The sequence below is a fragment of the Anabaena sp. TISTR 8404 genome (genome assembly GCF_056847745.1).
In genome coordinates, this window is record NZ_CP180578.1 from 3512242 (window position 1) to 3538526 (window position 26285).

The 26285-nt window shown below is 38.7% G+C and carries 25 protein-coding genes; 14 read left to right on the forward strand and 11 right to left on the reverse strand.

Annotated elements, in window-relative coordinates; translation table 11 throughout:
- Positions 1–133: 133 nt before the first annotated feature.
- On the reverse strand, positions 134–970 hold the full coding sequence (locus ACMX3D_RS15210; RefSeq protein ID WP_482752229.1) for a carbohydrate ABC transporter permease: 837 nt from the start codon (positions 968–970) through the stop codon (positions 134–136).
- A complete protein-coding gene (locus ACMX3D_RS15215; RefSeq protein ID WP_482752230.1) occupies positions 967–1878 on the reverse strand; it encodes a carbohydrate ABC transporter permease in 912 nt (303 codons plus the stop codon). Before ACMX3D_RS15215 ends, ACMX3D_RS15210 begins: the two co-directional genes overlap by 4 nt.
- Before the next feature lie 162 nt (positions 1879–2040).
- On the opposite strand from ACMX3D_RS15215, the gene ACMX3D_RS15220 reads away from it, so the two are divergent.
- Positions 2041–4482, forward strand: coding sequence for an ATP-binding protein (locus ACMX3D_RS15220; RefSeq protein WP_482752231.1), 2442 nt, complete (start codon positions 2041–2043; stop codon positions 4480–4482).
- A 69-nt stretch (positions 4483–4551) separates the two neighbouring features.
- On the opposite strand, the gene ACMX3D_RS15225 is transcribed toward ACMX3D_RS15220, so the two are convergent.
- Complete coding sequence (locus ACMX3D_RS15225) at positions 4552–5799, reverse strand: ABC transporter substrate-binding protein (RefSeq protein WP_482752232.1); 1248 nt, start codon at positions 5797–5799, stop codon at positions 4552–4554.
- Positions 5800–5990: 191 nt separating this feature from the next.
- Between ACMX3D_RS15225 and ACMX3D_RS15230 the strand changes: the two genes are divergently transcribed.
- Entirely contained in the window at positions 5991–7385 is a 1395-nt protein-coding gene (locus ACMX3D_RS15230) for an MFS transporter (RefSeq protein WP_482752233.1), read from the forward strand.
- Positions 7386–7466: 81 nt separating this feature from the next.
- On the opposite strand, the gene accD is transcribed toward ACMX3D_RS15230, so the two are convergent.
- Positions 7467–8417: an acetyl-CoA carboxylase, carboxyltransferase subunit beta gene (accD, locus tag ACMX3D_RS15235; protein ID WP_482752234.1), complete on the reverse strand. Its 951-nt coding sequence runs from the start codon at positions 8415–8417 to the stop codon at positions 7467–7469.
- 155 nt (positions 8418–8572) lie between these two features.
- On the opposite strand from accD, the gene ACMX3D_RS15240 reads away from it, so the two are divergent.
- Together ACMX3D_RS15240 and ACMX3D_RS15245 are read left to right on the forward strand one after the other, a co-directional pair.
- Positions 8573–8782, forward strand: a complete 210-nt coding sequence (locus ACMX3D_RS15240; RefSeq protein ID WP_482752235.1) for a hypothetical protein — start codon at positions 8573–8575, stop codon at positions 8780–8782.
- An 85-nt stretch (positions 8783–8867) separates the two neighbouring features.
- Positions 8868–8990, forward strand: coding sequence for a hypothetical protein (locus ACMX3D_RS15245; protein ID WP_482752236.1), 123 nt, complete (start codon positions 8868–8870; stop codon positions 8988–8990).
- Between the two features lie 93 nt (positions 8991–9083).
- Here the strand turns inward: ACMX3D_RS15245 and ACMX3D_RS15250 are convergent, their stop codons facing one another.
- The 5 genes from ACMX3D_RS15250 to leuB form a co-directional block, all read right to left on the reverse strand.
- Positions 9084–9428, reverse strand: a complete 345-nt coding sequence (locus ACMX3D_RS15250; protein WP_482752237.1) for a HepT-like ribonuclease domain-containing protein — start codon at positions 9426–9428, stop codon at positions 9084–9086.
- The gene (locus ACMX3D_RS15255) at positions 9425–9715 is read right to left on the reverse strand and encodes a nucleotidyltransferase family protein (RefSeq protein ID WP_482752238.1); all 291 of its coding nucleotides are present in this window, start codon (positions 9713–9715) and stop codon (positions 9425–9427) included. The genes ACMX3D_RS15250 and ACMX3D_RS15255 overlap by 4 nt, the downstream gene beginning before the upstream one ends.
- Positions 9716–9803: 88 nt before the next feature.
- Positions 9804–10625: a prepilin peptidase gene (locus ACMX3D_RS15260; protein WP_482752239.1), complete on the reverse strand. Its 822-nt coding sequence runs from the start codon at positions 10623–10625 to the stop codon at positions 9804–9806.
- A 103-nt stretch (positions 10626–10728) separates the two neighbouring features.
- Positions 10729–10989, reverse strand: coding sequence for a hypothetical protein (locus ACMX3D_RS15265; RefSeq protein ID WP_482752240.1), 261 nt, complete (start codon positions 10987–10989; stop codon positions 10729–10731).
- A gap of 92 nt (positions 10990–11081) precedes the next feature.
- Entirely contained in the window at positions 11082–12167 is a 1086-nt protein-coding gene (gene leuB / locus ACMX3D_RS15270; RefSeq protein ID WP_482752241.1) for a 3-isopropylmalate dehydrogenase, read from the reverse strand.
- A 322-nt stretch (positions 12168–12489) separates the two neighbouring features.
- Between leuB and ACMX3D_RS15275 the strand changes: the two genes are divergently transcribed.
- The 9 genes from ACMX3D_RS15275 (at position 12490) to ACMX3D_RS15315 (ending at position 22891) form a co-directional block, all read left to right on the forward strand.
- Positions 12490–13356, forward strand: a complete 867-nt coding sequence (locus ACMX3D_RS15275; protein WP_482752242.1) for a mechanosensitive ion channel family protein — start codon at positions 12490–12492, stop codon at positions 13354–13356.
- A 517-nt stretch (positions 13357–13873) separates the two neighbouring features.
- Positions 13874–14725, forward strand: coding sequence for a mechanosensitive ion channel family protein (locus ACMX3D_RS15280; RefSeq protein ID WP_482752243.1), 852 nt, complete (start codon positions 13874–13876; stop codon positions 14723–14725).
- Positions 14726–14983: 258 nt separating this feature from the next.
- Entirely contained in the window at positions 14984–15934 is a 951-nt protein-coding gene (locus ACMX3D_RS15285; protein WP_482752244.1) for an ABC transporter ATP-binding protein, read from the forward strand.
- 21 nt (positions 15935–15955) lie between these two features.
- Positions 15956–17863 (forward strand): ABC transporter permease, encoded by a 1908-nt coding sequence (locus ACMX3D_RS15290; RefSeq protein ID WP_482752245.1) that lies wholly within the window; start codon positions 15956–15958, stop codon positions 17861–17863.
- Positions 17864–17925: 62 nt separating this feature from the next.
- Positions 17926–19629 (forward strand): hypothetical protein, encoded by a 1704-nt coding sequence (locus tag ACMX3D_RS15295; RefSeq protein ID WP_482752246.1) that lies wholly within the window; start codon positions 17926–17928, stop codon positions 19627–19629.
- Between the two features lie 187 nt (positions 19630–19816).
- Entirely contained in the window at positions 19817–20575 is a 759-nt protein-coding gene (locus ACMX3D_RS15300) for an ATP-binding cassette domain-containing protein (protein WP_482752247.1), read from the forward strand.
- Positions 20572–21210 carry an ABC transporter permease gene (locus ACMX3D_RS15305; RefSeq protein WP_482752248.1) on the forward strand — a complete coding sequence of 213 codons (639 nt, stop codon included), beginning with the start codon at positions 20572–20574 and terminating at the stop codon, positions 21208–21210. Before ACMX3D_RS15300 ends, ACMX3D_RS15305 begins: the two co-directional genes overlap by 4 nt.
- Complete coding sequence (locus ACMX3D_RS15310; protein ID WP_482752249.1) at positions 21210–22154, forward strand: glycine betaine ABC transporter substrate-binding protein; 945 nt, start codon at positions 21210–21212, stop codon at positions 22152–22154. The genes ACMX3D_RS15305 and ACMX3D_RS15310 overlap by 1 nt, the downstream gene beginning before the upstream one ends.
- Positions 22151–22891, forward strand: coding sequence for a phytochelatin synthase family protein (locus ACMX3D_RS15315; RefSeq protein WP_482746758.1), 741 nt, complete (start codon positions 22151–22153; stop codon positions 22889–22891). Before ACMX3D_RS15310 ends, ACMX3D_RS15315 begins: the two co-directional genes overlap by 4 nt.
- 157 nt (positions 22892–23048) lie before the next feature.
- Here ACMX3D_RS15315 and ACMX3D_RS15320 read toward each other — a convergent pair whose 3' ends face one another.
- Complete coding sequence (locus ACMX3D_RS15320) at positions 23049–23426, reverse strand: hypothetical protein (RefSeq protein ID WP_482746759.1); 378 nt, start codon at positions 23424–23426, stop codon at positions 23049–23051.
- Between the two features lie 546 nt (positions 23427–23972).
- Between ACMX3D_RS15320 and ggt the strand changes: the two genes are divergently transcribed.
- On the forward strand, positions 23973–25772 hold the full coding sequence (gene ggt, locus ACMX3D_RS15325; RefSeq protein ID WP_482746760.1) for a gamma-glutamyltransferase: 1800 nt from the start codon (positions 23973–23975) through the stop codon (positions 25770–25772).
- A 79-nt stretch (positions 25773–25851) separates the two neighbouring features.
- On the opposite strand, the gene ACMX3D_RS15330 is transcribed toward ggt, so the two are convergent.
- Positions 25852–26118: a hypothetical protein gene (locus ACMX3D_RS15330; protein WP_482746761.1), complete on the reverse strand. Its 267-nt coding sequence runs from the start codon at positions 26116–26118 to the stop codon at positions 25852–25854.
- Positions 26119–26285 lie beyond the last annotated feature (167 nt).

The window sequence follows — 26285 nt, forward strand, 5'->3', positions numbered from 1 at the left end:
TGCAATTTGTTGCCCAAATTTGGAGCAGGGGCTGGTGAAAAGTATGAAGTATGAAGTGTGAAGTATGAAATGTTATCCTTTAGCTTTCTGCCTCCTGCCTTTTTACTAATGACCATTGACAAATGACTCCTAACTATCCTTTCCCACCTGTAAAGGTGGCACTTTGGATAAAGTAGCGGTTAAAGAAAGCATATATACTTAAAGCTGGCAGGGTAAAAACCATTGAAGCTGCCATAATGTAGTTCCAATAGCTGATGTAGAGGCCTTTAAAGGTGTTCAAGCCCAAGGGTAGGGTGAACATTTCGGGGTCAAATAAAATCACTACAGGTAATAAAAAATTATTCCAACTACCCATAAAGACAAAAACCGCTTGGGCTGCTAATGCTGGTTTTGCTAAAGGTAAGACAATATATCTGAAAATTCCAAACGTATTTAAGCCATCTAGTTGCGCTGCTTCTTCTAATTCTTTGGGAAAATTGACAAAGAACTGCCGCATCATGAAGATAAAAGTAGCATTAACCATTCCAGGCACAATCATGCCTTGATAAGAATTCAACCAACCGATCGCCTTTAAAATTAAAAATGTTGGAATTAAGGTAATTTGCGCTGGTACTGCTAACACTGCCAAAATCAAGAAGAACCAAAAGTTTTTCCCCACAAAGCGCAGTCTAGCCAAAGCATAACCTGCCATCGAATTAAATATTAAGTTTAATAACGTCACGCTGACGGCAATAAATATACTGTTGAATAACCAACGCCAAAACAGTGGTTCTTGTAAAAATATTTGCTTGTAGTTATCCAGAGTAAAATTCTTGGGTATGAAATTACTGCCGCCATTAACTATTTCTGATAGGGGTTTAAATGATGCCGATAATGCCCAGAGAAATGGTACTAAGGTAATAACTGCATAAACAGTTAGCACCACGTATAAAAGTACTTTAAGCCAGGGGATGCGAGAAATTGTAGTCACGCTTTTTCGCCTCCAAATAAACGCCGCTGAATTAAAGTCATAGTGATGATCACTAGTGCCAATAAAAATGCGATCGCAGCAGCATAACCCATCTGTAAATTGCGAAATACGGCTTGATAAATTAACAAAACCAAAGTCAGAGTCGCGTTATTTGGCCCGCCAGTCCCACCAGAGAAAATATACGATTGGTCAAATAATTGAAAAGTCCCAATTATGCCGATAGCTACTACAAAAAAGGTGACAGGCTTGAGTATAGGAATAGTAATGTAAATAAACTGCTGCCAAGCATTTGCCCCATCCAGTTCTGCTGCTTCGTACAATTTTTGGGGAATATCCTGTAACGCCGCTAAATAAATCACCATATAAAACGGTGCAGTTGACCAAATATTCATCATCATGATGCCTTTGAGTGCTACAGATGGGTCACCCAACCAGTTATAAGTAGGTAAACCGACAAAGGCTAAAACATCATTTAGTAACCCATCAGTGTTATAAATCCACATAAAAATGAGCGTTAACACTGCGGAAGAAGTCACCGTAGGCAAAAAGTAGAGGATGCGCCACCAATTTTTCCCACGAATACCTGAATTTAGAGTTACCGCCAGAACTAAAGCCAAAACGGTTTGAGCAGGCACTACAATAGCAACGTATTCTGCCGTATTTTTCAAAGCTATCCAAACGCGTTCATCTTCAACTAAGCGACTGAAATTGCGCAAGCCGATGAACTGGTATTCGATTCCGCCGAGAAGCTGGACTTTATGTAACGACAGAAAAACGGCGTAAAGAATAGGTAATACAACAAAAGTCCCTAAAACCAGGATAGTGGGTGCGAGGAACAGATACCCAGCCAGATTTTCCGTCAGATTCCACCTGGTTCTTCTCTGCTGTCGCCTGCTAATTTGCAACACAATTTAACCTCCGCTTAATTCCGCACAATTTAGTTGAAGCGATAGGTAGTGCATGATTATTTATGGTAGCGCTTGATGCTGAGAGTATGGCGATCGCCTGTATTAAGTTATCTCCATACCTCATTTAGGGAACTATAGATTTGGTTCTAGTGAGGATACAAAATGTCATATACAGCCTACTTAACTTCTATTAAAAATGAACTTCAAAGAACTGGTAAAGCCAAAAAAAGCTTGCGAGTTAAAACCATCATGGAACATTTTGGCTATCAACGCAGAAGTCAGGCATTTATAGATGACTTTAATACTACTCTTGAGAACTTAGGGCTGTGTAGCGATCCAGTTTTTGATTTATATATTCCTTTAGATACCAAGATAGATATTTCTATCAAAGGTGTAGAACTGTCTGAGAAATCATTTCCATCTGAGCCAATTTCTCAAAAACTCAAAGAACCGATTCAAATCAAACATGATTTCTTTTACTACTTATTTGATTTTGGTTCTGAGCAAGAATATGAACGCTTTCAGTCTTGTTTAGATTCAAATCAACCTATGGGACTTTTTCTCATTCCTCAAGCTGTAGATTTCTTTTCTGATATTGTTGTCAAAATTTTAAATTATGAGTTGATTAGAAAATTTCAATACAAAGGTCTTACTGAAGTGACTAGTTCTTCTGTTAGACAATTCTCTACTAATATAATTGACTCAGATGATGATGGGGAAAATGAAAAAGAAAACCCAATTAATGGCGCTAATATATTTCATTTTTATTCCTCTACTATGACGAGTGTTATCTTGGGTAACACTGGCTTAGAATTGCTGGATTCAGAAAAATTTGATGAACAATTTGAACAAATATCTTTAGCTCTTAACAAATATAATTCCACGCAAACATTTATTTTATTTCACTGCCCATCATTATTAGAAATCCAAGCTCAGCAAAAAGAAGATACATTAGGACATCTAGTCGATAGAGTTGCCAGCAAAATTCCTTTTACTTTTACTCTAAGATGTAAATACTCACAGGAAGTTGCTATTGAACAAAAAGAAGAAATATTAGCTCACTTCCGTCTCTTATTAGAACTACCTTATTATGAAACAGATGAAGATGATGTATCTTTACTAAATTATTTTTTAGAACTTCAAAAAGCCCAAATTCAAGCTGAGTCACAATTATTACTGAGGATGAAGCCTGAACATCTTTATCATCTGAAATGGGCAGAAGAAAGTACTGAATATATCTATCTAAAATATTTTGCTATCAAAACTTTAGAAAGTCTTGGCTATGATTTATCTCATATTGGCTGTCAGATAGAGTTAACTTCCCAAGATGAAGAAAATACAGATGAAGATGATTATAATGAATATGAAGAATATCAAACTGAAAAAATTGAAGTATATATAAAAAATAAAATTGTTGTAGAAATAGAAACTCTCAAATATCAAGAATTTTCTGATAATAATCTTTTTCTTGATATGATTAAGAGAATTCTGCGAAAAGCTCAGGTTTGGCCAAATAATTTAGAAAATGTTTGGTTAGTAGTACCTGGATTTGAAATCGCTCGCAACTATTATCAATTGAAAAAGACTAAAGAAATTTTAGAATATAAACTAGCAGAATACTATGGGGCTAATTTTAAAATTATCATCATGACACCAGATTATGAAAAACACCAATTAGTACCTGTCTCATTTGAAAAAATTAATTATCCGACTTTTGAATATAAAGTTAGAACAAGAGTAACAAGACAAATCAGTCCAATTATCAAACAAGTAAAACTTGACTTTAGCCAAGTCCAAGGACTCAATGAAGAAAAAGAAAAATTAAATAAACTTCTTAAATTACAATCTAAAGGATATAAAGGTTCAATTGGTGGTATTCTTTTTTATGGTTTACCTGGATGTGGTAAAACATTACTAGCTAATGCCTTTGCTAATGAATCTGGTCGCTATTTCTTTAAGTTTTCCCCTGCTGATATTGTGAGTGTGTGGATAGGTCAAAGCCAGAAAAATATTCGAGATATTTTTGCTCAAGCCAAGAAAAAAGCACCTTCTGTATTATTCATTGATGAGTTAGATAGTATTGGGTTTAATCGTAATGAAGATAATGCACATACTGACCAAAAAGCGACAATAAATCAATTATTGATTGAACTGAATAATATTAAAGATAGTGATGTAATAGTCATTGCTGCTACTAATTATTTAAGTGGTCTTGATAGTGCCTTGAAACGTTCTGGCAGGTTAGATTGGAAAATTCCGATTTTTCCACCAAATCAAGCAGAGAGAACCGAAATATTTAAGCAATATCTATCACAAATTAATGTGAAGCAATCTGTCAATTTTGAAATATTAGCAGAGAAGAGTATTAGATTTACTTCTTCTGATATTGAGTTAGTTTGTAGAGAAGTTAATAATGCGATTTTACTGGAAGAGATAAGTTCATATTTGACAACTTCAGATGTGATTACTTATATTCATAATCTCCAAGATGGTGGATTGAGCCTGACTCAAGAACAGGTAAAAGAATTTTTGGATGAGTGTAAGAGATTGAGTGTAAAAAATTCTAAGCTAGAAACCTTGAGAGTAGAGTGGGAAATTGATTAGGAATAAACTTATTTAGAAAGTATGTTATCCAGATAGCCGATTTCTTAAAGAAGTCGGCTATCTTATAGACTATTCCATTACTTTAATTTGCTGATTGGCTGCATTCTGCGCCCGTAACATTGCTTGCTGTAAAGATTGTTGTCCTAATAAAGCACTGACAAACTGATTATCAAAATTATTCATAATTGGTGCGGGATATTTACCAACTTGCCAGGGTGTTGCATAACTCACTCCTGCAACTAATGGTTTTCTTAGAGGATCTTGGTCATAACCTAATTGCTGTGCTACTGATTTTCGGGTTGGTAAAGCAAAGCCTGTTGCTGTCCACTTTTGCATTCCAGTTTTGCCCGTGAGATAAGAAATTAATTCCCAAGCTGCTGCTTTATGCTGAGATTGCTTGTTCATCACATAGGCTACAGTGAAGACCATCGTACCTTTTTGATTATTAATTGTGGGTAATTCGGCTGTAGCAAATTGAAGTTGTGGAAAGGTTTCTTGCAGGTAAGGAATTGCCCAGTTACCATCAATGACCATTGCGACTTTACCTTGACCAAACATTTCACTACCTGAGTTTGTACCAACATCAGATTTTTGGGCAGATGATTTATCTTTTCTATATTGGTCAATAACTAATTGTAATCCTTGCAAACTAGCTTTACTCGCAAAAGTAGCATAACCGTTCTCATCAATAACTTGTCCACCGAAAGCTTTGATTTTATATACTTGACGTGCTAACTCTGGAGTTTCTCCAAAGCCATATCTGTTGAGTTTGCTTGTTAGCTTTTGGGAGTAAGAACGCAGTTCTGACCAAGTGCTTGGAGGACTATTTAAGCCTGCGGCAGAAAAAGATTTTTTATTATAAAAAAGAGCTAATGTAGAATAGTCTTTAGGAAGCCCATAAATATGGTTTTGGTACTTAAAACTATCTAATAGGGTAACTTCAAAGTCATCTATGTCGAATTCTGGCTGAATGTAATTATCTAAAGTTTCTAAAACATTTTGACTCATCAAAAAAGGTGCTTCTAGCGCATCAAGATAAAATACATCAGGAGCAGCTTCTCCGACCAAGCGTGTCTTGATTACATCCATATATTGGTCGGGAATTACCTCATATTTGACTTTGATATTGGGATGCTGGGCTTCAAAGTCTTGCAGAACTTGTTTTAATAGCTTTTGCTCAACCTGGGAACCCGCCCAACCGCTAAGTTTGACGGTGACTGCGTTGGCTTTTGGTAGTTGTAGACTGTGATAGCTAATAATAGCGATCGCGATCGCTATTACTACCCCCAAAAATCTCCACAAGCTGATTCTTTTCACAGATGGATGACAGTAGCTTTCACTTCACTTATATCGTCTGTAGCCAAGGACAGATGTTTAACTAATCTGAATTTTTGTTGAGAATTGGCAAGATAAAATATCTAAAAATTATAACCAAAGCTGATGAGGATCTTTCGATTCCTCAATATGTACCTAAAACTACGCTGAGGTGCGTTACTTCAAATATAACTATGGATTCTGTTCAGGTTGAAACAGCTGCTTCTCTGACTCTGGAAATACCCCAGATTGTTGCGCCGCCAACTATTAGTCCTAGCAAACAACCTAGTTTCCGTATTCCTAAGGATGCTATTCGTACTAGTTTACGAGCTTCCACGATGGATGCGATTTTAGCAACGGTTTTTGGTATTACCACTGGCGGTATCTTACTCAGTAATTTCCTCGTAGAATTAGATGCTAGTCCAGTAGTGTTTGGGATGTTATCTTCTATACCCATGCTGGTGAATCTAATTCAGCCTTTGGGCGCTTATTTATCAGAACGCACTACTAGCCGTTTTCGGTATGCACTGGGGATATATGGAACTGCGCGTTTACTGTGGCTAATTTTAGCGATCGCTATTGCTATCTTTAGTTGGGGCGGTATTAGTTCTCAACAGTTAGTTGTCATGACGCTGTTGATTGTCTTAGCCACCCATCTTTTAGGAGGGTTAGGTTGCGCATCCTGGATGAGTTGGTTAGCGATGATCGTTCCCCGACGATTGCGCGGTAGGTATTTCGGGATTCGCAACAGTGCAACTAGCTTGACTAATTTGATTTGTATGCCTTTAGCAGGTCTAGCGGTTTCCCATTGGTACGGTGGGACTATCCAAGGTTACGGAGTAGTGCTGTTAGTCGGAGTTGTGTTTGGCGTTCTCAGCATTGGCTGTCAATACTTTAAGGTAGACATAAATCCCCAATTGCAAAATTCCTTGGGTTCTACATCTACAACCAACACAACAGACGAATTTGTTTCTTTACCTGCTGCTACAAATCAGCCTGTTACTAGTATTTGGAAAAACTATAACTTTCTCATATTTCTGATTTATATCAGTTTATGGATGTTTGCTGTTCATTTAAGCGCCCCCTTTTTTAACCTCTATATGTTAGATACTCTGGGTATAGATGTCAGCTGGGTGACGCTTTATGGCAGTTTGCAAGCTGGCGCAAACTTGCTAATGATGATTTGGTGGGGCAAATTAGCAGACAGGGTAGGAAATCTTCCTATCCTTCTTTTTGTGGGGATTATGGTGGGATTGACACCAATTTTGTGGTTAGGAATCAATGCCACTCAAATTGATATTTGGCTATGGTTGCCACTATTACATATTTTGGCTGGCGTAACTTGGGCAGCAATTGACTTGTGTAATAACAATTTGCAATTAGCGATCGCACCCATGAAAAATCAGTCAATTTATTTTGCGATCGCTGCTGCTGTCGCTGGCGGTAGTGGCGCTTTAGGCACAACCATAGGCAGTTTCATTGCCCAATTTGCCGTTTGGGGAGGCTTACTCGGCTTATTCGCCCTCTCTGGCTTGTTGCGCCTAGCTGCACTTGTACCACTATTTTTTGTGCAAGAACCAGGAAGGTAAAGAGGAAACGTGGCAGGGTGCAGGGTGCAGAGGGGAAAATCCATCTCCTTGTCTCCCTGCTCCTTGTCTCCCCTGCCTCTTTTACTCAACTGCTGTGGAACTCAATGTCATTGACTCCCACAGCATCATAGGAGGGGCGGTTGTCACTGGTTGGTGTAAAGCTATTAGCTGGGCTAAGGTGTTCTTTAACTGAGTACGAGGAACAATCTCGTCCACAAAGCCATGCTTGAGTAAATCCTCAGCGGTCTGAAAATCATCTGGCAGTTTTTCGCGGAGGGTTTGCTCAATTACGCGCCGACCAGCGAAACCGATGGTTGCTTTGGGTTCTGCCAAAATAATATCGCCTAACATGGCAAAACTTGCGGTTACGCCGCCTGTGGTGGGGTTGGCTAACACGGGAATATAAAGTAATCTCGCATCACGATGGCGGTCTAAGGCTGCGGAGATTTTCGCCATCTGCATCAGGGAGAGCATACCTTCCTGCATTCTCGCACCACCAGAGGTGCAGACAATGACAACTGGGTAACGTCGCCCAGTTGCTTGTTCTATTAAGCGGGTGAGTTTTTCGCCCACAACGGAACCCATGCTACCACCCATAAAGCGGAAGTCCATCACTCCCAACGCTACGGGCATTCCGTTGATTTGTCCCAAACCTGTTTTTACTGCGTCAATCAGACCCATTTTGGTTTCCATTTCCCGGAGGCGATCGCTATACGGTTTGCGATCGCGAAATTGTAAGGGGTCAGTTGGGCGCAAATGCTCATCTATCGGTTGCCAAGTATTGTTATCTATCAATTGGCGGATGCGTTCATCACAGTCTACCCGATTATGATGTCCACATTCGACACAGACCATTTGATTAGCTCTCAAATCTTTTGTATAGGTTAAAACACCACACTTAGAACATTTGTGCCATAATCCGTCAGCAATCTCTCGTTCTTGCTTTTCCAGGTTGGTAGAGCCTGATTTTCTTCGATTTGCAAACCAATCAAACAGAGACTTTAAACCGCGTGATTCTTCGTTGTTTGCCATTTTTATCTTATTCAAGTGGGTATGGGTCGAAAACAGTCTTTTGTCATTCGTCCTTTGTCGTTGCCAATGACTCTTGACTAATGACTACATAGCCAAATTACGCTTGTAAGCAATTCAGACATTATTTTGCATCTTTGGTTGCCAGCTTAACGAAAATGCTTATACCAATACAAGTCTCTTGCGGATATGTTTTTGTAAAATGTATTAGCTTGCGTCAAGTCCGTTGGAATACCAACTCCCGCAAAAAGATGCTGTTAGCCAACCCTAGCGGCAATTTTCTGCCCCCATATTTAGTAAATAATTTGCTAGTTTCTGAGCAATTAGCATCTATGGCATTAGTCTTGCCAACGGGTCTGGTTCGTTAAGAGGGTAATACAAGTCACAGGCTGATATTATCAAAAGGCGAAGCGGCGATGGGGTAATGACGGTTACAGTCATTAGGAATTGTGAATGCTTGTCTTAAGCTGGAATGTAAATTGTATCGCAACCGTAACACTTGGGCGATCGCTCAAATTTGATGAGAATGTTGATCTGGTTTACATCATTCCAGTAACTCACCAGCCCTTAGCATAGTTAAAGTTAGTAATTTTTTGTTTTTTGTCACTTTAAATATTCCCTAGTACTTGATGTGATATTCCCTAGTACTTGATGTGAGTTAATTGCTTATTAATTTTCTTCATCTAAATCTTGCAAAATTAATTGAATACTAGCTTTTAACCCAGGTAAATCACGCTCAATGATTCCCCAAACATCATCATAATCTACCCGCAGATAATCATGAATTAAGACATCTCGAAACCCAGCTATCTGCTTCCACGGTACATTAGAATACTTTTGTCTTACTTCTGGAGATATTCTTTTAGTTGCCTCACCAATAATTTCAAAATTTCTTACTACTGCATCCTGAATCATCCTGGTTTGGATAAAAGCGTCTCTTCCATTGCAGGTATATTCTTCTATCCTTTCAATACATTCTGCAATATCAAGTAAATAACGCCTTTCATCTCTCATAATGCAACAGCTTCACTTAAAATTTTATCTCTAATTAATTCATGTAAATTACTTGGCTTGGCGACATCAACTTTACGTTTTAATAATTCTTCTAAATCTTGCATTAATCCAATTCGATCTAATAAATTGCGTCCTGGCTCTAGCTCTACTAAAAAATCTATATCACTATCTGGTCTAGCTTCACCTCTAGCTACTGAACCAAATACACGCAAATTATACGCACCATATTTAGCCGCAATTCTTAATATTTCTTCTCGAAAAGGTAGTAATAATTCTTCAATTCCCATCAGCCAAACTCCACAGATTTTCTTTGATCATATAGTTAGTAGTTCCTAAAGTGGACAAACTTTGCCCACCCTGCTCTACAAATATGAGTTAGCTGGAAGGAAATGCAAATTTTAAATAAGCCGATAAGATGGCTGGCCCGGTAAATAAAGTTATGATTGCGCCTAAAGCTAAAAAAGGCCCGAAGGGGATTTTAACTCCAGTTTTTTGCTGCGATCGCACAATCACTAATCCACCTATTAATACTCCTACGGCACAGGCAATTAAACTAGCTAAAAGCAAATAACGCCAACCCAGCCAAGCACCCATCATGGCGGCTAGTTTGGCATCTCCTGCACCCATCGCAGTTTTACCTAAAATTATTGAACCACCAAGGGCGATTCCTTCAAATAGCCACAAGCCAATAACAGCACCAACTATCCCCATCATTAGGTGTCTGATTAATCCCACCCCACTGGCTTCAGGGACAAAACCACTAAGCATTTGATATCCCAAACCTAGTACTAACCCTGATTGAGTTAGGGCATTAGGTAAAGTCATTGTATCTAAGTCAATTAGCGCTAACGCTAACAACCAACTACAAAAAGCCCAATATCCTAAAGTGGCGATCGAAACTTGAAATACTACAAAAACGATGACAAAAATTAAACCCGTTATCGCTTCTACAACTGGATAACGAACAGCAATTTTGCTTTTGCAATAACGGCATTTTCCACGTAACCACAACCATCCCAGCACGGGTACATTGTCATAAGCTTTTAGCTGGTTTAAGCAATGGGGGCAACGGGAAGGTGGCCAAAGAATCGATAACCCCGCAGGGATTCGATAAACGACAACGTTAATAAAGCTACCTATAGATGCACCCAAGGCGAAAACAACAATAATCGCCGGAACGGCCATTAAAAAGTCCATATAGTCATTTGTCAAATGTTCTGTGTCATTTGTGCTTTGTTATTTGTTCTTTGTCAAATAACTAACAACCATTGACCATTGACCATTGACCATTGACTAATGACTAATACATGTGCGATTCAATTTGATTTAAAGGGACAAAACATTCTTGGGGTAAGAGGACGGGGTTGTGAGTAAAAATCACTTTTCCCCGCAGGGTAACACGATTAATTGCTACCCCGGAAGGCTGCCCAGCGATTTCAGGATGTACTTCACAATAAGTGTAGTAAATCTTGCCAGCTGCTCTGATGACAGCGGGATCAATCAGAGGTGGCTGGATTCTAGAGGCATTGAAATTAGCTGTCTCTTGTCGTAAAGCGTACACTATATACTGCTATCTACTTACTAGATTTTGTCTATAGTGTACCCGAAAGTTTTTGTAAAGATTGCCAATTTGGCCAGTTTCTACTCAAAGAATTATTTTTCTAATGCTTGAATGAGTGAATTACCCATTGCTTGGCAACCCAAAAGATTCATGCCTGGAGACATGATATCGCCTGTGCGATCGCCTTGTTCTAAAACTTGCAACACAGCTTTTTCGATGCTATCTGCTGCTTGTGGCTGATTTAATCCGTAGCGTAACATCATTGCTGCACTCAAAACCTGCGCTAGGGGGTTGGCTTTATCTTGTCCTGCAATATCGGGTGCAGAACCGTGAACTGGTTCATATACGCCAGGGCCAGAAGCACCCAAACTAGCAGAAGGTAACATCCCAATACTGCCTGTCAGCATAGCCGCCGCATCAGAGAGAATATCGCCAAACAAGTTACCTGTGACAATCGTATCGAATTGTTTGGGAGCGCGGACTAATTGCATTGCGGCATTATCGACGTAGAGGTGAGACAGTTCGACATCGGGGTATTCTGCGGCAAGTTTCGTCATGCGATCGCGCCACAACTGGGATACTTCTAATACGTTAGATTTATCAACAGAACAAAGTTTTCCACGTCGTTTGCGGGCGGTTTCAAAGGCGACTCTACCGATGCGGTCAATTTCTGACTCGCTGTAAACCATTGTATTGATACCGCGTTTCTCACCTGTTTCTGTCTCAAAAATTCCTCTGGGTTTACCAAAGTAAATTCCGCCTGTGAGTTCACGCACCACCATAATATCTACGCCTTCTACAACTTCGCGTTTTAAAGTCGAAGCTTCAATTAATTGGGGCAGAATTTGGGCTGGGCGTAAATTGGCAAATAATCCCAAACCTGCGCGGAGTCCCAACAAACCAGCTTCCGGCCGTTGGTGGGATGGTAAAGTATCCCACTTATAACCACCAATAGCGGCGAGTAAAACAGCATCACTATTACGGCAAGCTTCTAAAGTTGTAGCTGGCAATGGTTCGCCTGTTGCGTCAATGGCTGCACCACCAATCAAAGCTTCTTGGAATGCAAACTCAATATCAAATTTTTTCCCTACGACTTTTAGCACATCTACCGCCACTGCCATAATTTCAGGGCCAATGCCATCGCCGGGAAGTAAGGTAATGCGGTAGTTTTGAGTCATAGTTGGTTTCTATTAGGTAAATGCTTGCAGATTAAATATCATACCGAGCAAGATGTACCTATGGAAGCTTTCATGCTGAAATTCAGGCAATGAAAAAAACAATAGAAGCAAGGTGAAAACTAGAAAAGCTGTAAATTACACATTAACCGGAAAATCCGCACTTAGTTAATTTGGTAACATTTGTACTAATTAGCGAACTATAATTAACTTTGAAATGTGCGATCTCGCATCTATCCAAAGATTAAAAAATATCTGATAATCGGCGTTTTTGGCTTTGTTTCTTGTATGTTTTGGATCAAAATAGCCAAAAATAAAAAAGTTTATGAATTTTAATCAAATTGGACAAGTTGCCGTTGCATTGTTAACGACTTTTGGACTGAAAATTCTTGGTGCGATCGCGCTTTGGATTATTGCACAGCGATTGATTGATTTTGGACTGAAGTTAATCCGACGGGCTTTCCGCAGCCAAAATGTTGAGCCAACTCTCATCAACTACCTGCTCAATATTATTTCCGTAACGTTAAGAATTGTTTTAGTTGTTGCAATTCTTGGCTTTTTCGGCATTGAAACAACATCGTTTGCGGCATTATTAGCAGCAGCAGGTGTAGCAATTGGTGCAGCTTGGGGTGGACTATTGGCTAACTTCGCCGCTGGTGCATTTTTAATTGTGTTTCGACCGTTTAAAGTTGGCGACTTTATTACAGCCGCAGGTGTCACAGGAACAGTTACAGAAATTGGACTGTTTACTACTAATATCAACACACCGGATAATGTTTTAACAATTGTCGCCAATAATAAGATTTTTGCTGACAATATCCAGAATTTCTCTGCTAATCCTTATCGTCGGGTTGATTTGCTGGCACAACTGCATCATGATGTAAATCATAATGATGCGATCGCTCGTTTAAAAACTAGAATCAGTCAAATTCCTAATGTTATCAATCATCCTGCGCCAGATGTTGAAATTATCACATTTAATCTAGCAGGGCCAGTATTAGCAGTACGTCCCTACTGCAATAATGAACACTACTGGCAAGTTTATTTTGACACTAATAAAGCCATTCGTGAGGTATTCGGTGAAGCTGGTTATCCTATTCCTGAACAACGCTATGCATTTAGTAGTCAATCTGCAAATGGCACACCAGATGATGGACAATCTGCTATCTCATCTGCCTCGTTGATGAGTTAACTTGGTGCTATTCAACTAAATTTTTTCAAAAAATAGAATATTCGTAGCAAAGTAGGTATTTTATGTGATTTACCTACTTTTTTATTACGTTTTTAAAGTTGATTAAAAGCTTGTATGTAAAAATTGAGAGGCTCAGATACCTGGTTTCTTTGAGAAGTCGGGTATCTTGCTATTCAACAATAATTTAGTACTGCTATAACAGCATTAATTAATACTTGCTCAGCAATATTTTAAATAATTATACCCAGAAACTATTACAACTAGGATAGATAGCAGACAAGACATTCGCTGAGTAAACAATAGAAAAATGCCTATCCAGCGTGTTTATATTCAACTTTACACACCTTGTTTGATTTATCATCTGTCTATCAAAAGGCAGAATTTATAAACACTACTTTGGAATGAGGTAGGGTATTAGATTGAATCTTCAAACTATTATGGCAAGTACTAAAAATCAAAAATCATTTGGGCAAATTTTGTCCTATTTTCTGCTAACTGCACAAACAGATAAAAAATTATGAATTTAAATGAAATCGGTCGAGTTGCCCTTGCACTTTTAACACAGTTTGGCTTGAAAATTATTGGTGCGATTCTTCTATGGATTATCGCGCAGAGATTGATTGACTTTGGGTTAAAGCTATTACGAAGAGGTTTCCGCAGCCAACACGTTGAACCAACGCTGATTAACTATCTGATTAATATTATTGCCGTAACGCTAAGAGTTGTTTTGGTAGTGGCAATTCTTGGCTTTTTCGGTATTGAAACAACTTCTTTTGCAGCATTGTTAGCCGCAGTTGGTATCGCAATTGGTGCAGCTTGGGGTGGACTGTTAGCTAACTTTGCGGCTGGGGCTTTTTTAATTATTTTTCGTCCCTTTAAAGTTGGTGATTTAATCTCGGCTGGAGGCGTGACCGGAACAGTTACAGAAATAGGATTATTTACAACAACTATTAACACGCTTGATAATGTGATGACAATTGTTGCTAATAATAAAATATTTTCTGATAATATTCAGAATTTCTCTGCTAATCCTTACCGTCGAGTTGATTTACTAGCGCAACTGCATCATGATGTTAATCATAATGATGCGATCGCTCGTTTAAAAACTAGAATTAGCCAAATTCCCAATGTATTAGATGATCCTGCACCAGATGTTGAGATTATGACCTTTAATTTAGCAGGGCCAGTGTTAGCGGTGCGTCCTTATTGCAATAATGAAAATTACTGGCAGGTTTACTTCGACACAAATAAAGCTATTCGTGAAACCTTTGGCGAGGCTGGTTATCCTGTTCCGGAACAACGCTATGCGTTTAGCACTTCAGTAGGAGATGGAACAAAACCTATGATTCCGTCTCCTAAAATTGTCTAAGCTTTATTTAACATAGTTTTTCTCAATAGGAAACTAAAAAATAACCAACAGGTAAGGTTTGATATACCTTACCTGCTTTGTTAGATTATTAACAAATATTTTTTAACCAAAATATTTTTACTTAACAATTTAATGTATAATTAATTACTTTAAATTAAGACTTAACATAAAATCAGTTTCAATTTCCGAAACGAGCCTGACAACATCTGTAGAAAGAGGCTAGGTTAGTGTGTAATCAACCACCGTACTCTAGCAGCTATGGTAAAAGAATTAGCAATTCGCACCTGTGGTTTAACTAAGCAATTTGAGCGATATGTAGCCGTTAATGACGTTGATTTAGAGATCCAAGCAGGTGAAGTATACGGACTAATAGGGCCGAATGGCGCGGGTAAAACGACTCTCATCCGAATGTTAGCAACTGCTGAGGAGCCAACAACGGGTGAGATTTATATTAATGGCGATCGCATGGTACGTGACAAGAGTAACCCCACTATCAAGCGTCGTCTTGGCTACTTACCCGATGACTATCCTCTGTATGAAGATTTGACAGTCTGGGATTATCTAGATTATTTTGCTCGTTTGTATCGTTTGCGAGAACCACGCCGCACTCAACGTCTACACGAAGTTTTAGAACTCATTCAACTGGGTAATAAACGCAACAGTTTAATTTCTACTCTGTCACGGGGGATGAAACAGCGGCTAAGTTTAGCGCGAACTATTATTCACGAGCCAATTTTACTTTTATTAGATGAACCTGTTTCTGGCCTTGATCCGATTGCGAGGATGCAGTTCCGCGAAATTATCAAAGCATTGCAAGAAGCTGGGATGACAATTTTAATTTCTTCCCATGTTCTTAGCGATTTAGCGGAACTATGTACTTCTGTGGGAATTATGGAACTGGGTTTTTTGGTAGAAAGTGCTTCACTAAAACAACTTTATCAGCGTTTGTCTAGACAACAAATTATGTTGTCAACTTTGGGAAAAACAGAAGCAGTTATTAGCGAATTGAAAAATCATCCTTTGGTAGAAGAATGGGAAATCTTACCAGGAAATAACAACGTGCGCGTGAATTTTTCTGGTGATCAAGCAGCTTGTGCTGAATTGTTGCGATCGCTCATTCAAGCTGGTATTCCTGTCACTGATTTTCATTGCACGCAAGAAGACTTAGAAACTATTTTTCTCAAGTTAGGTCATAAACAAGCATCCTGACAAATTACAACAAATTACCATATGTATCTCAATCTTTTAGACAAAATCGGCGACTGGAATCCACAGCTTCTTCGAGAAATTAAAGGTCGCCTGAAAGCTTTTAATGTGATATTTGCCTTTGCTATTTCACTAGTTGGTCAATTGGGACTTTTTCTCTATCAGATTGGGCAATATCCTAGTCATAAATATCCTATGAATGGTGATTACTGTAATCTGAATAAAGGTTATCGACAGGAATTAGAATCACTTGATAAACTCATAGCTCAAGTTCAGCAAAAAATTAACTTATATAACAGTAAAAATAATTATAATTTCACAAAAATTGATGATTTCAAAGACCAATTAAAATCTCTAGAATTAAAACGAAAAAATTTAGATTTCACTTTATATCAGCAAGACTGTCCCACATCTGAAATCAACTTTCAGATGTGGTGGCGAGACCATTGGGAATATATATTTCTTACACTTTGTGTAGTTTTTATATTCACGCTTTTAGTAGCAGGTACATATTTACTCGTCAATAATTTAGCGCAAGAAGAACGTCGCGATACTCTGAATTTTATTCGCCTCAGCCCTCAGTCAGAAATCAGTATCTTAACTGGAAAAATGCTCGGAGTTCCAATTATCATTTATTTGATGACTCTGGCTGCGGTTCCTTTACATATCTGGTCAGGAATTTCTGCGAAAATCGCATTAAGTTACATTTTCAGCTTTTATATTTTTCTAGCTGCTTGTTGTTTCTTTTTTTACAGTGCCACATTATTATTTGGCTTAATGAGTAAACGATTTAGTAGCTTTCAGCCTTGGTTAGCTAGTGGTGCAGTCATCTTATTTTTGATAACTACAATGCAATTTGCATTTTCTACTGTAGACCTTCACAATACAGCAGCTTGGCTAAGGCTATTAAGTCCTTTTGAGATGACGAAATATCTGTTTCCCAATCTATTTAATAGAGTTAATCCATCGCTGAAGGAAGTACAGTTTTTCTATTTACCATTAGGAACAAGTGTCTTCGCATTTCTAGGATTACATTTATTTAATTATGCTGTTGGTTCATACTGGATTTGGCAAGCACTAAAACGGCGCTTTCGTAATCCTAATGCAACACTACTAAGTAAAGGTCAGAGTTACTTATTCGTGGCTTGCTCTCAAGTAATTTTGTGGGGATTTACTCTGCAATATACAAAAAATTATTGCCCAAATTACCAGAGATATAACCTAGGAGTCTGTTATTATGACATGAATTATCAAATTAGTCAAAATTTCGTCTGGTTTGTATTATTTAACGTAGTTTTACTAACTTGCTTGTTAGTAATTTTGTCTCCTCACAGACAACAAATACAAGATTGGGCAAGATATCACCATCAACAAACACCTAGCCATAATACTTTTGGGAAGAAATCTTTATGGCGAGATTTAATATGGAATGATAAAAGTCCTGTAATAATAACAATTGGGATTAGTTTAATTATGATTACTATCCCATTACTAGTTTGGATTGTGATTGCACCAGCTTTGAATATTCAACATAACAACAGCATCGACTGGGTGAACAAGATTGGCAGAATGAAAGCTATTTTAGGAATAGCTATGTTTATCACCCTTACTATGATTTACGCCACCATAGCACAGAGAATGCTATTACTTAAAACTCCCAAGCGGGCGTTATGGGCGATCGCAACTATAGCTATAGTGATATTTTTACCACTGATAATCTTTAGTACGCTGAGAATTTCACCGCAAACAAATTCTTTATTTTGGTTATTTTCAAGTTTTCCTTGGATGGCGCTAGAACACTCAGCAACAACAACAGTTTTTATGTCACTTTTAAGTGAGTTAACTGTTTTAGCATTGTTAAATTTACATTTAACAAATCAGGTGAAATTAGCTGGTGAGTCTGCTACAAAAGCATTGTTATCAGGACGCTAGTAGCAAAAGGCTGAAGTATAAAGTATGAAGTATGAAATGAAGAAATATTTGGAGAATTAACAATGATACAAAGTTTGATAGACCGCTTAGGAAACTGGAATCCTCAGTTATTTCGGGAACTCAAAGGGCGAATTAAAACACGCAACATCATATTAGTATCTGCCATATCACTGCTGGGTCAATTTATACTATTTATGTCATTCCGAACCCAGCTACCAACACGTCTGAGTGTATTGCAAGACAATCCTAATAAATATTGTACAGGTGAAACACAATATAGCTTGCCGCAATGCCTCACTGATGGATCGGGTGAAGCTATTATTAATTGGCAATTGTGGTGGTTTGATATATTTTCTTGGCTGAGTATTATTGCTTGCTTTGGATTATTAGCAGCAGGAACTTATTTACTGATTCATGATTTAGCTACTGAAGAACGGCATGATACACTCAATTTTATTCGCCTTAGTCCCCAATCACCACAGAGTATTTTATGGGGAAAAATGTTAGGTGTTCCAGCTTTAATTTATGTTGCTGTAATATTAGCATTACCTTTACATTTATGGTCAGGTTTGAATGCAACACTTCCTTTAAGTTCAATTTTGAGTTTTTATGCAATCGTAATAGCTGCTAGTTTTGTTTACTACAGTGCTGCATTATTATTTGGCTTAGTCGGTTCTTGGTTGGTTGGGTTTCAAGCTTGGTTAGGTAGTGGCGCATTATTAGGTTATCTCATATTTACTAAGCAAGCGATCGCACCGAATTTTTCGGCAAATAATCCAGTTACCTTTCTTGGAATACTTAACCCCTATTTCTTAATTCCATACCCGGAAATTAATGCTGAATTTACCAAAAGCATTCCGCAATTTATAGACTTTTATTGGTATATTCTACCTTTAGGAGAGAATTTTATTACTACAGCTTGCTTTGCTATAGCAGTTTACTTTGTAGGTGCATACTTTATTTGGCAATCTTTACAGCGTTGCTTTCGTGATCCCAATGCGACTATGTTGAATAAAAAGCAGAGTTATTTACTAACTATTTGCTTTACAGTCATTATTTTAGGATGTGCTAATTGGCAAGATTTAGTCTTTAATCAGTCACCCAGTACTTCTATAATTCAAGAAAATTTAGCACTTTTAATGGTTTTGACTTTGGGACTGTTTTTATATTTAATTGCAGCCCTTAATCCTAGCTACCAAACGCTGCAAGATTGGGCAAGATATAGACACTTTTCTTATACCAAAGGATTAGGACACACTAGTTTAATTAATGATTTAATTTGGGGTGAAAAAAGTCCCGGAATTTTAGCGATCGCAATTAATGCGGTAATTTCTGTTACTGCCTTAAGCTTCTTTGTTTTGGTCTCACAAGTCAGCGTAGAGAATAAAATTAATTCTTGGATGGCGCTGTTTTTCGCTGGAAGTTTGGCAGTAATTTACGCAGCATTAACCCAGTTTATTTTGTTCACAAAAAATGAACAACGACAATTATGGGCAACGGGGGTTTTAACTGCCGTTATTGTATTGCCACCTATCATCTTAGCTCTATTCTTCTCTAATCCTGGTAACAATTCTTTTATGTGGCTATTTTCAATAGTTGCACCAATATTAGCTTTATCTCCTACAGGAGACTACAAATTAGCATGGGTTCCTTTCTTAGCAATTTTAGGACATTTTGCTATTTTAGGATTTTTAGCGTCTCAACTGAGTCGAAAGTTGAAAAAAGCAGGAGAGTCTGCCACTAAAGCATTGCTGGCAGGAAATTAATTGATGATTGTGTGAATAAAATTCGCAACTACACAAACTAAGTCTACCTATGTAGACTTTATAAAATAACCCGCAAAGGCGGGTTTTGTTTTTGTAGCCGCGATTAGAAATCGCTCAGGCTAAATTAAATTTGACTTACTAGCAAAATCAGCAATAATAACTAAAAGTCAGTCTACAACAGTCAACCATGTCGCAAAATCGTCAAATTGCTGTTGAATTCCGCGATGTCAGCTTTAGCCGCAACCATCGCAATTTAGTATCTAATCTTAACTTCTCTATCTATCAAGGAGAAGCTTTAATATTACTTGGACGCAGTGGGAGTGGCAAAACTACCACAATGAAATTAATTAATCGCCTCTTTACTCCGACAAAAGGTGAAGTAATATTTGACAGCATTTCTACAAATCAATGGGATGAAATTAAACTACGGCGTAAGATTGGTTATGTAATTCAAGAAACTGGTTTATTTCCTCATTTCACTGTAGAACGCAATGTTGGTTTAGTCCCCAGTTTAGAAGGTTGGAAACCGAAACAAATCAAAACACGAGTTTATGAATTATTGCATTTAGTAGGTTTAGATCCCGTACAATTTGCTGGGCGTTATCCCCATGAACTTTCAGGTGGACAAAGGCAAAGGGTAGGCGTAGCGAGGGCTTTAGCAGCAGATCCGCCAGTTTTGTTGATGGATGAACCCTTCGGCGCACTTGATCCCATCACGCGTTTGGAATTGCAACAGGAGTTTCGGCGGTTACAGCAAGAACTCGGTAAGACAGTGGTTTTTGTGACACACGATATCCAAGAAGCTTTTGTTTTAGCGTCGAGAATTGGTTTAATGTATGACGGAGAACTGGTAGTATTGGGTACAAAAGAGGAATTTCTGCGATCGCAACATCCAGAAAGTCTCGCTTTTCTTCAATGTCTGCGTTCTCTGCAAGACAATTTATGAAAGATTTTTTCTTGATTAAGTATGCCCCAGAAATTTTACAGCACACGCTGGAACATTTATTCTTGGTAGGCATTGCTATTACAATTGCCACGCTTATTGGCATTCCTTTAGGAATTTTAATCACGCGTCAAACTCGCCTGCGTCAACCAATTCTGGGTATTGCTAATGTATTGCAAACTATTCCTAGTTTGGCGCTATTTGGTTTACTAATTCCTGTACCTGTAATTGGTGGTATTGGTGTTGTCCCGGCAATTGTGGCTTTAACTTTATATTCTTTTCTGCCGATAATTCGTAACACTTACACAGGTATTACTAGTGTAGACAAAGCAATTATTGAAGCTGGCAGAGGTATGGGCATGACTGATAAACAATTGTTGTTACAAGTAGAAATTCCCTTAGCAATGAGTATAATTTTGGCTGGGGTAAGAGTCGCCACAGTTATAGCTATCGGCATTGCCACTATTGCTGCTGCTATTGGTGCTAGTGGGTTAGGTGTGTTTATTTTTCGCGGAATTGCTGTGGTGAATAATGAGTTAATTTTAGCTGGGGCAGTACCAGCCGCGTTAATTGCCTTACTCGCAGATTTGCTAATTGGGTTGTTGGAAACAAGATTAAAAATTAAAAGTGAAAAGTAATGAAAAGATTTTTGATATTTTTCATTTTAACTTTTGCTTTAGTAGTTGCGATCGCAGCTTGTAACCCCAATTCAAATAATACGACTGGCGATATTGTTGTAGCTTCTAAAGATTTTACGGAACAAGATATTTTAGGTGAACTGTTAGCCCAACAAATCGAATCAACAACTAAACTTAAAGTTGCCCGTCGTCCTCGTTTAGGTGGTTCTTTTGTTTGTCATAATGCTATTCTTGCTGGCAAGATTGATGCTTATATTGAGTATACAGGCACAGCTTTTACCGGAATTCTTAAACAAAAATCTTTGAATGATCCAAAGGAAGTTTACGAGAAACTAAAACAAGCCTACGCCCAACAATTTAAGCTGGAAGTTATGCCAAGCTTGGGCTTTGAAAATACATTTGCAATGGTAATTCGCGGCGAAGATGCGAAGAAATACAATCTTCAAACCTTATCTCAGGCTACACAATATACACCCAAATGGCGCGGCGGGTTTGGCTACGAATTTTTAGAGAGAGAAGATGGCTTTTCGGGGTTAGCGAAAACTTACAATTTGCGCTTTTCTAAACCACCGCAAATTATGGACTTGGGTTTAATATATCGGGCTTTGGTACAAAAGCAAGTAGACATGGTGGCGGGAAATTCTACTGATGGGCAAATTTCTCGTTTGGGTTTAGCTGTATTGAAGGATGATAAACAATATTTTCCACCTTATGAAGCTACGCCAATTGTACGGCAAGAAACATTAAATAAGTATCCTGATTTAAGACAGGCGATCGCTCAACTTTCTGGTAAAGTTTCCGCAGATGAAATGCGGCAGTTAAATTATTTAGTTGAAGGCGAATTACGAGATATTAAGGAAGTTGTGCGTGAGTTTCGTAAGGCGAAGGGTTTAATCTCACGCAAAGGCGCAAAGGCGCAAAGTTTTTATATGGAGAAGTTATGAATATTAAGGTACGCAAAACTTTTGCAACAACTGTTAAGGCTGCAATTATCTGGTTTTGTGTTTCAAGCGGAACTGTTGTTTCTCAAACACTACCTCTCTCAAATAACTTAATTGGCTTTAATTCAGATGAAGGAGAAAAGCTATTAATTCAAAGTCGCTCAAGAGAAGATTTCTTTTCTTTGAGTATGCAGTTTGTAACTCAAAATAATCAAGCCTTTTGTGGCGTTGCTAGTAGTGTAATGGTATTGAATAGTTTAGAAATACTTGCACCAGAATCACCACAATATTCTCCCTATAGAGTATTTACTCAAGAAAACTTTTTTAGCAATGAAAAAACTAAAAAGGTAATTACACCTGAAGTTGTTGCGCGTCAAGGTTTGACTTTAGATCAATTAGGCGGATTAATTGCTAGTTATGATGTCCAAGTTAAGGTTTACCATGCGGCTGATACTAATTTAGAACAGTTTCGTAAGCTAGTATCGGAAAATTTGAAGCAACCTAAAAACTTCGTTATAGTTAACTATTTACGTAAAGAAATTGGTCAAGAAAAAGGTGGACATATTTCACCCATTGCTGCCTACAATGAGCAAACAGATAGATTTTTGATTATGGATGTTTCTCGTTATAAATATCCGCCAGTGTGGGTGAAAGCCGCAGATTTATGGAAAGCTATGAATACCAAGGATATAGTTTCAGGTAAAACACGCGGCTTTGTTGTAGTTAGCAAAAGTTCTTAATTTTGATATCTGTAAACCTCATAAATTCTTTTATATTTTTTTGTAGGCGATCACAAAAATAAAATTCCCGAATTTTAAAAAATCAGGAATCTGAGTTTACTAAATTTCTTAACTGTTATTATCTTTGGCTTGAACTCGGTAAGCTAAAACCATTTGATCACAGCAACCCTAAAATAGTCAGTGTTTGGGGGCCTCCAATGCTAAAGAGACCCTGAGCAGAGCAAGCTGTAACATCAGTTGCCAAAAGTGCTATGGTTCTCTGTACTGTTCTACCTTGGAAAAGTCCATTCACGACTGTTCCTGTAGAAGTCAGAATCACTGAACCATTAATCAGATTGCTAGAAGTAAAAGTGTAGTTTACTTGGCTAGACTGCCCAGTGTTCCAATTGTATGTAACTGAATATGCTGGGAAAATCCCGATGTTGTTACAGGAGAGTGGGCCTGTAAACGTAAAGTTATAAGTACCTGAGCTAATTGGTTGAGCGCCGATGCATTGACCTACAGAACCTTGCACCGTGACTGTAGTATTTTGCACTTGGTTCGTCAGCAGTGGGTTATAGGTCGCTGTCTCCGATCCTACGGGGCAAATTACTGGGAGAAGTTGAGCTTGGGCAGCTGATTTGGTTGCTATGAAATCAAGACCTATGCTTGCAGTCGCAATGGCACAGGCCAAGGCTGAAATTCGGCAGCGTTTAGCGAAATTACTCTTCACTGGAAGTATCATCGACAAGCTTTCCTTGCTGGGGTAGATGTATGGAAAAATTACAGAATGATTACGGTTTCACAAATAAACCGCCTGAAAAACGCTTAAACAACAGTTATAATATGGTAAGTAGCTTGATATAACAAGATTTTTTTTGATTTGTTATTTGTATAAATAAAAGCTATTACATCAATCTTGTTTCGTGATACGCTGACAAAATTCAGTAGAAATCTAACTTATTGAGACTATCAACTAATGAGCAAAAGTTAAGAAAATAATAGAGAGTTATTGTATAAGTTCTTTATCTATGCAAATTCCAATAAATAATTGCGTGGTCAAGCGATAGGCTAAAACATATCAATATACAACAGTATAAAAATGCCTATCTTTGCTAAACCTAAACAGGTTGTATTTACTGTCTTTTCCCTTAGCATTCTCTGTTACAGTCAAGTTGCATCAGCCACTACCACCTTACCCCTACGCAGCAAAAAGGGGATGGTAGTATCTGCGCATCCCTTGGCGAGTGAAGCGGGACTAGCAATGTTACGTAAAGGTGGTAATGCTGTGGATGCAGCAGTCGCTACAACTTTTGCAATATCTGTCGTTGAGCCTTTTTCAGCAGGAATTGGTGGCGGTGGATTTTTACTGCTGCATTCAAAAAAAACTGGCGAGATGAAAGCGTTAGATTTTCGGGAACGCGCACCTATCAAAGCCACAAGAAATATGTATTTAGATGCAGCAGGTAAGGTGCGTCCGAATGCAAGTGTGAATGGATATTTAGCTGTGGCGACACCAGGAACAGTGGCGGGGATGTATGAGGTGCATCGCCGTTATGGTAAGTTGCCTTGGAAAGAAGTTGTCAAACCTGCGATCGCGCTGGCTAAAAATGGCTTTATCCTGAGTAATCAGCTAACTTGGCGTTCAATTCCAGCTTACGAAAACCGCAAGCCAGTAATTCTCAAGAATTCCGCCGCTAGTGCCATATTTACCCGAAAAGGCGAATTTTATCAGCCTGGAGAAAGATTAGTGCAACGGGACTTAGCACGCACTTTAGAAAGCATTGCCGAGAATCCCCAAAGTTTTTATACTGGCAAAATTGCCCGTGCGATCGCTTCAGATATGGCCCAAAATAATGGTCTAATTACTCTAGAAGACCTGAAGGCATACAAACCCATCTGGCGAACTCCTCTTTGCGGTAGTTTTCACCAAGCTAAAGTTTGTTCAATGCCACCACCGTCATCGGGTGGCGTTCATCTATTGCAGATTTTAAATATTATCGGTGACAGTGATTTGAAATCTTGGGGATGGCATCATCCCAATGCTTTACATTTAATGGCAGAAGCGATGAAAATTGCCTATGCAGATCGCTCACAATATTTAGGTGATCCTGATTTTGTCAAAGTGCCTGTACAAGCGCTAATTAGCCCAGCTTATGCCAAACAGCGCCGTCAAGAAATTAATCTGGATATAGCGAAACCTGCAACCCAAATCAAGCCAGTAGCGCCAGAAACGCTTAAACGTTTTGGCCAAGTGAGTAATCAAATAGTTCCCCTACCTAACAAATCATTACGATTGCAAGCCACTCGCTACGAATCTCCAGAAACCAGTCATCTTTGCGTTGTGGATGAACAACGCAACGCTGTTAGCCTGACTTTTACAATTAATCTTGGTTTTGGTGCTGGTGTGGTGACACCAGGAACAGGAATTTTACTCAATAACGAGATGGATGATTTTGCCAGTGCGCCAGGAGTACCTAACGCTTTTGGATTAGTTGGCAATGAAGCGAATGCGATCGCACCCCGCAAAACTCCGCTGTCGAGTATGACTCCGACAATCGTTACAGAAAATAATCACCTCCGAATGGCAGTGGGGGCCCCTGGTGGTAGCACGATCATCACTCAGGTTTTGCAAGTGATTCTCAATGTGCTGGAATACAATATGGACGTTGGTGCAGCTGTCTCAGTCCCACGCATACATGATCAGTGGCTTCCTGATGAGTTGCGCGTCGAACCTTGGGGTTTGGATGCTTTAACTCTGCAAGACTTACGCCGCCGTGGACACAACATCAAGGAAGAAAAAACTCCTTGGGGTAATGCTAACGCGATCACAGTTACAGCAGATGGCAACTTAGAAGCCGCCGCCGATCCTCGCGGTGAAGGTTCACCTAGAGGCTGGTAGACAGACATCACTTACTGACGCAACACTGCCGTTTTTAGGGATTGTTAAAATGCTTGAGAACTAAATTATCTAATTGCAACTATTGATTTTGCGCTATTGATTCTGAGTATTGAACTTGAGTACCAAACTCATTTGCTCTGGCGCTGGGTACTAATGTCCAGCCAGCCTTCAAGAGTTTTTGATAAGTTGCCCAACCTTTAGAGCCACCAGGAATTTGATAATCGGGTACTGCGAATTGCGGATAAGCTGTGTAGGGTCGCCAACCTTTATTTGCTTCAACTTGCAAATACAAAACTTTCTCGCCATCGTCACCAGACTTAGATAACCAGCACATTTGTCGATGCATGGTAAACTCCTTCGTGTTTAGTTAACTTTGCATAATCACAGACTTTTGTCAAGCCCTGCATCACCCTTGTGGGATAATTTTTTATTTCCCTAGTATGTGTCCATTTATCTACAAATTGGCTTAGTAAAATTACTTAAGCCAATAGATAGAGCATCTCGACCATTTTT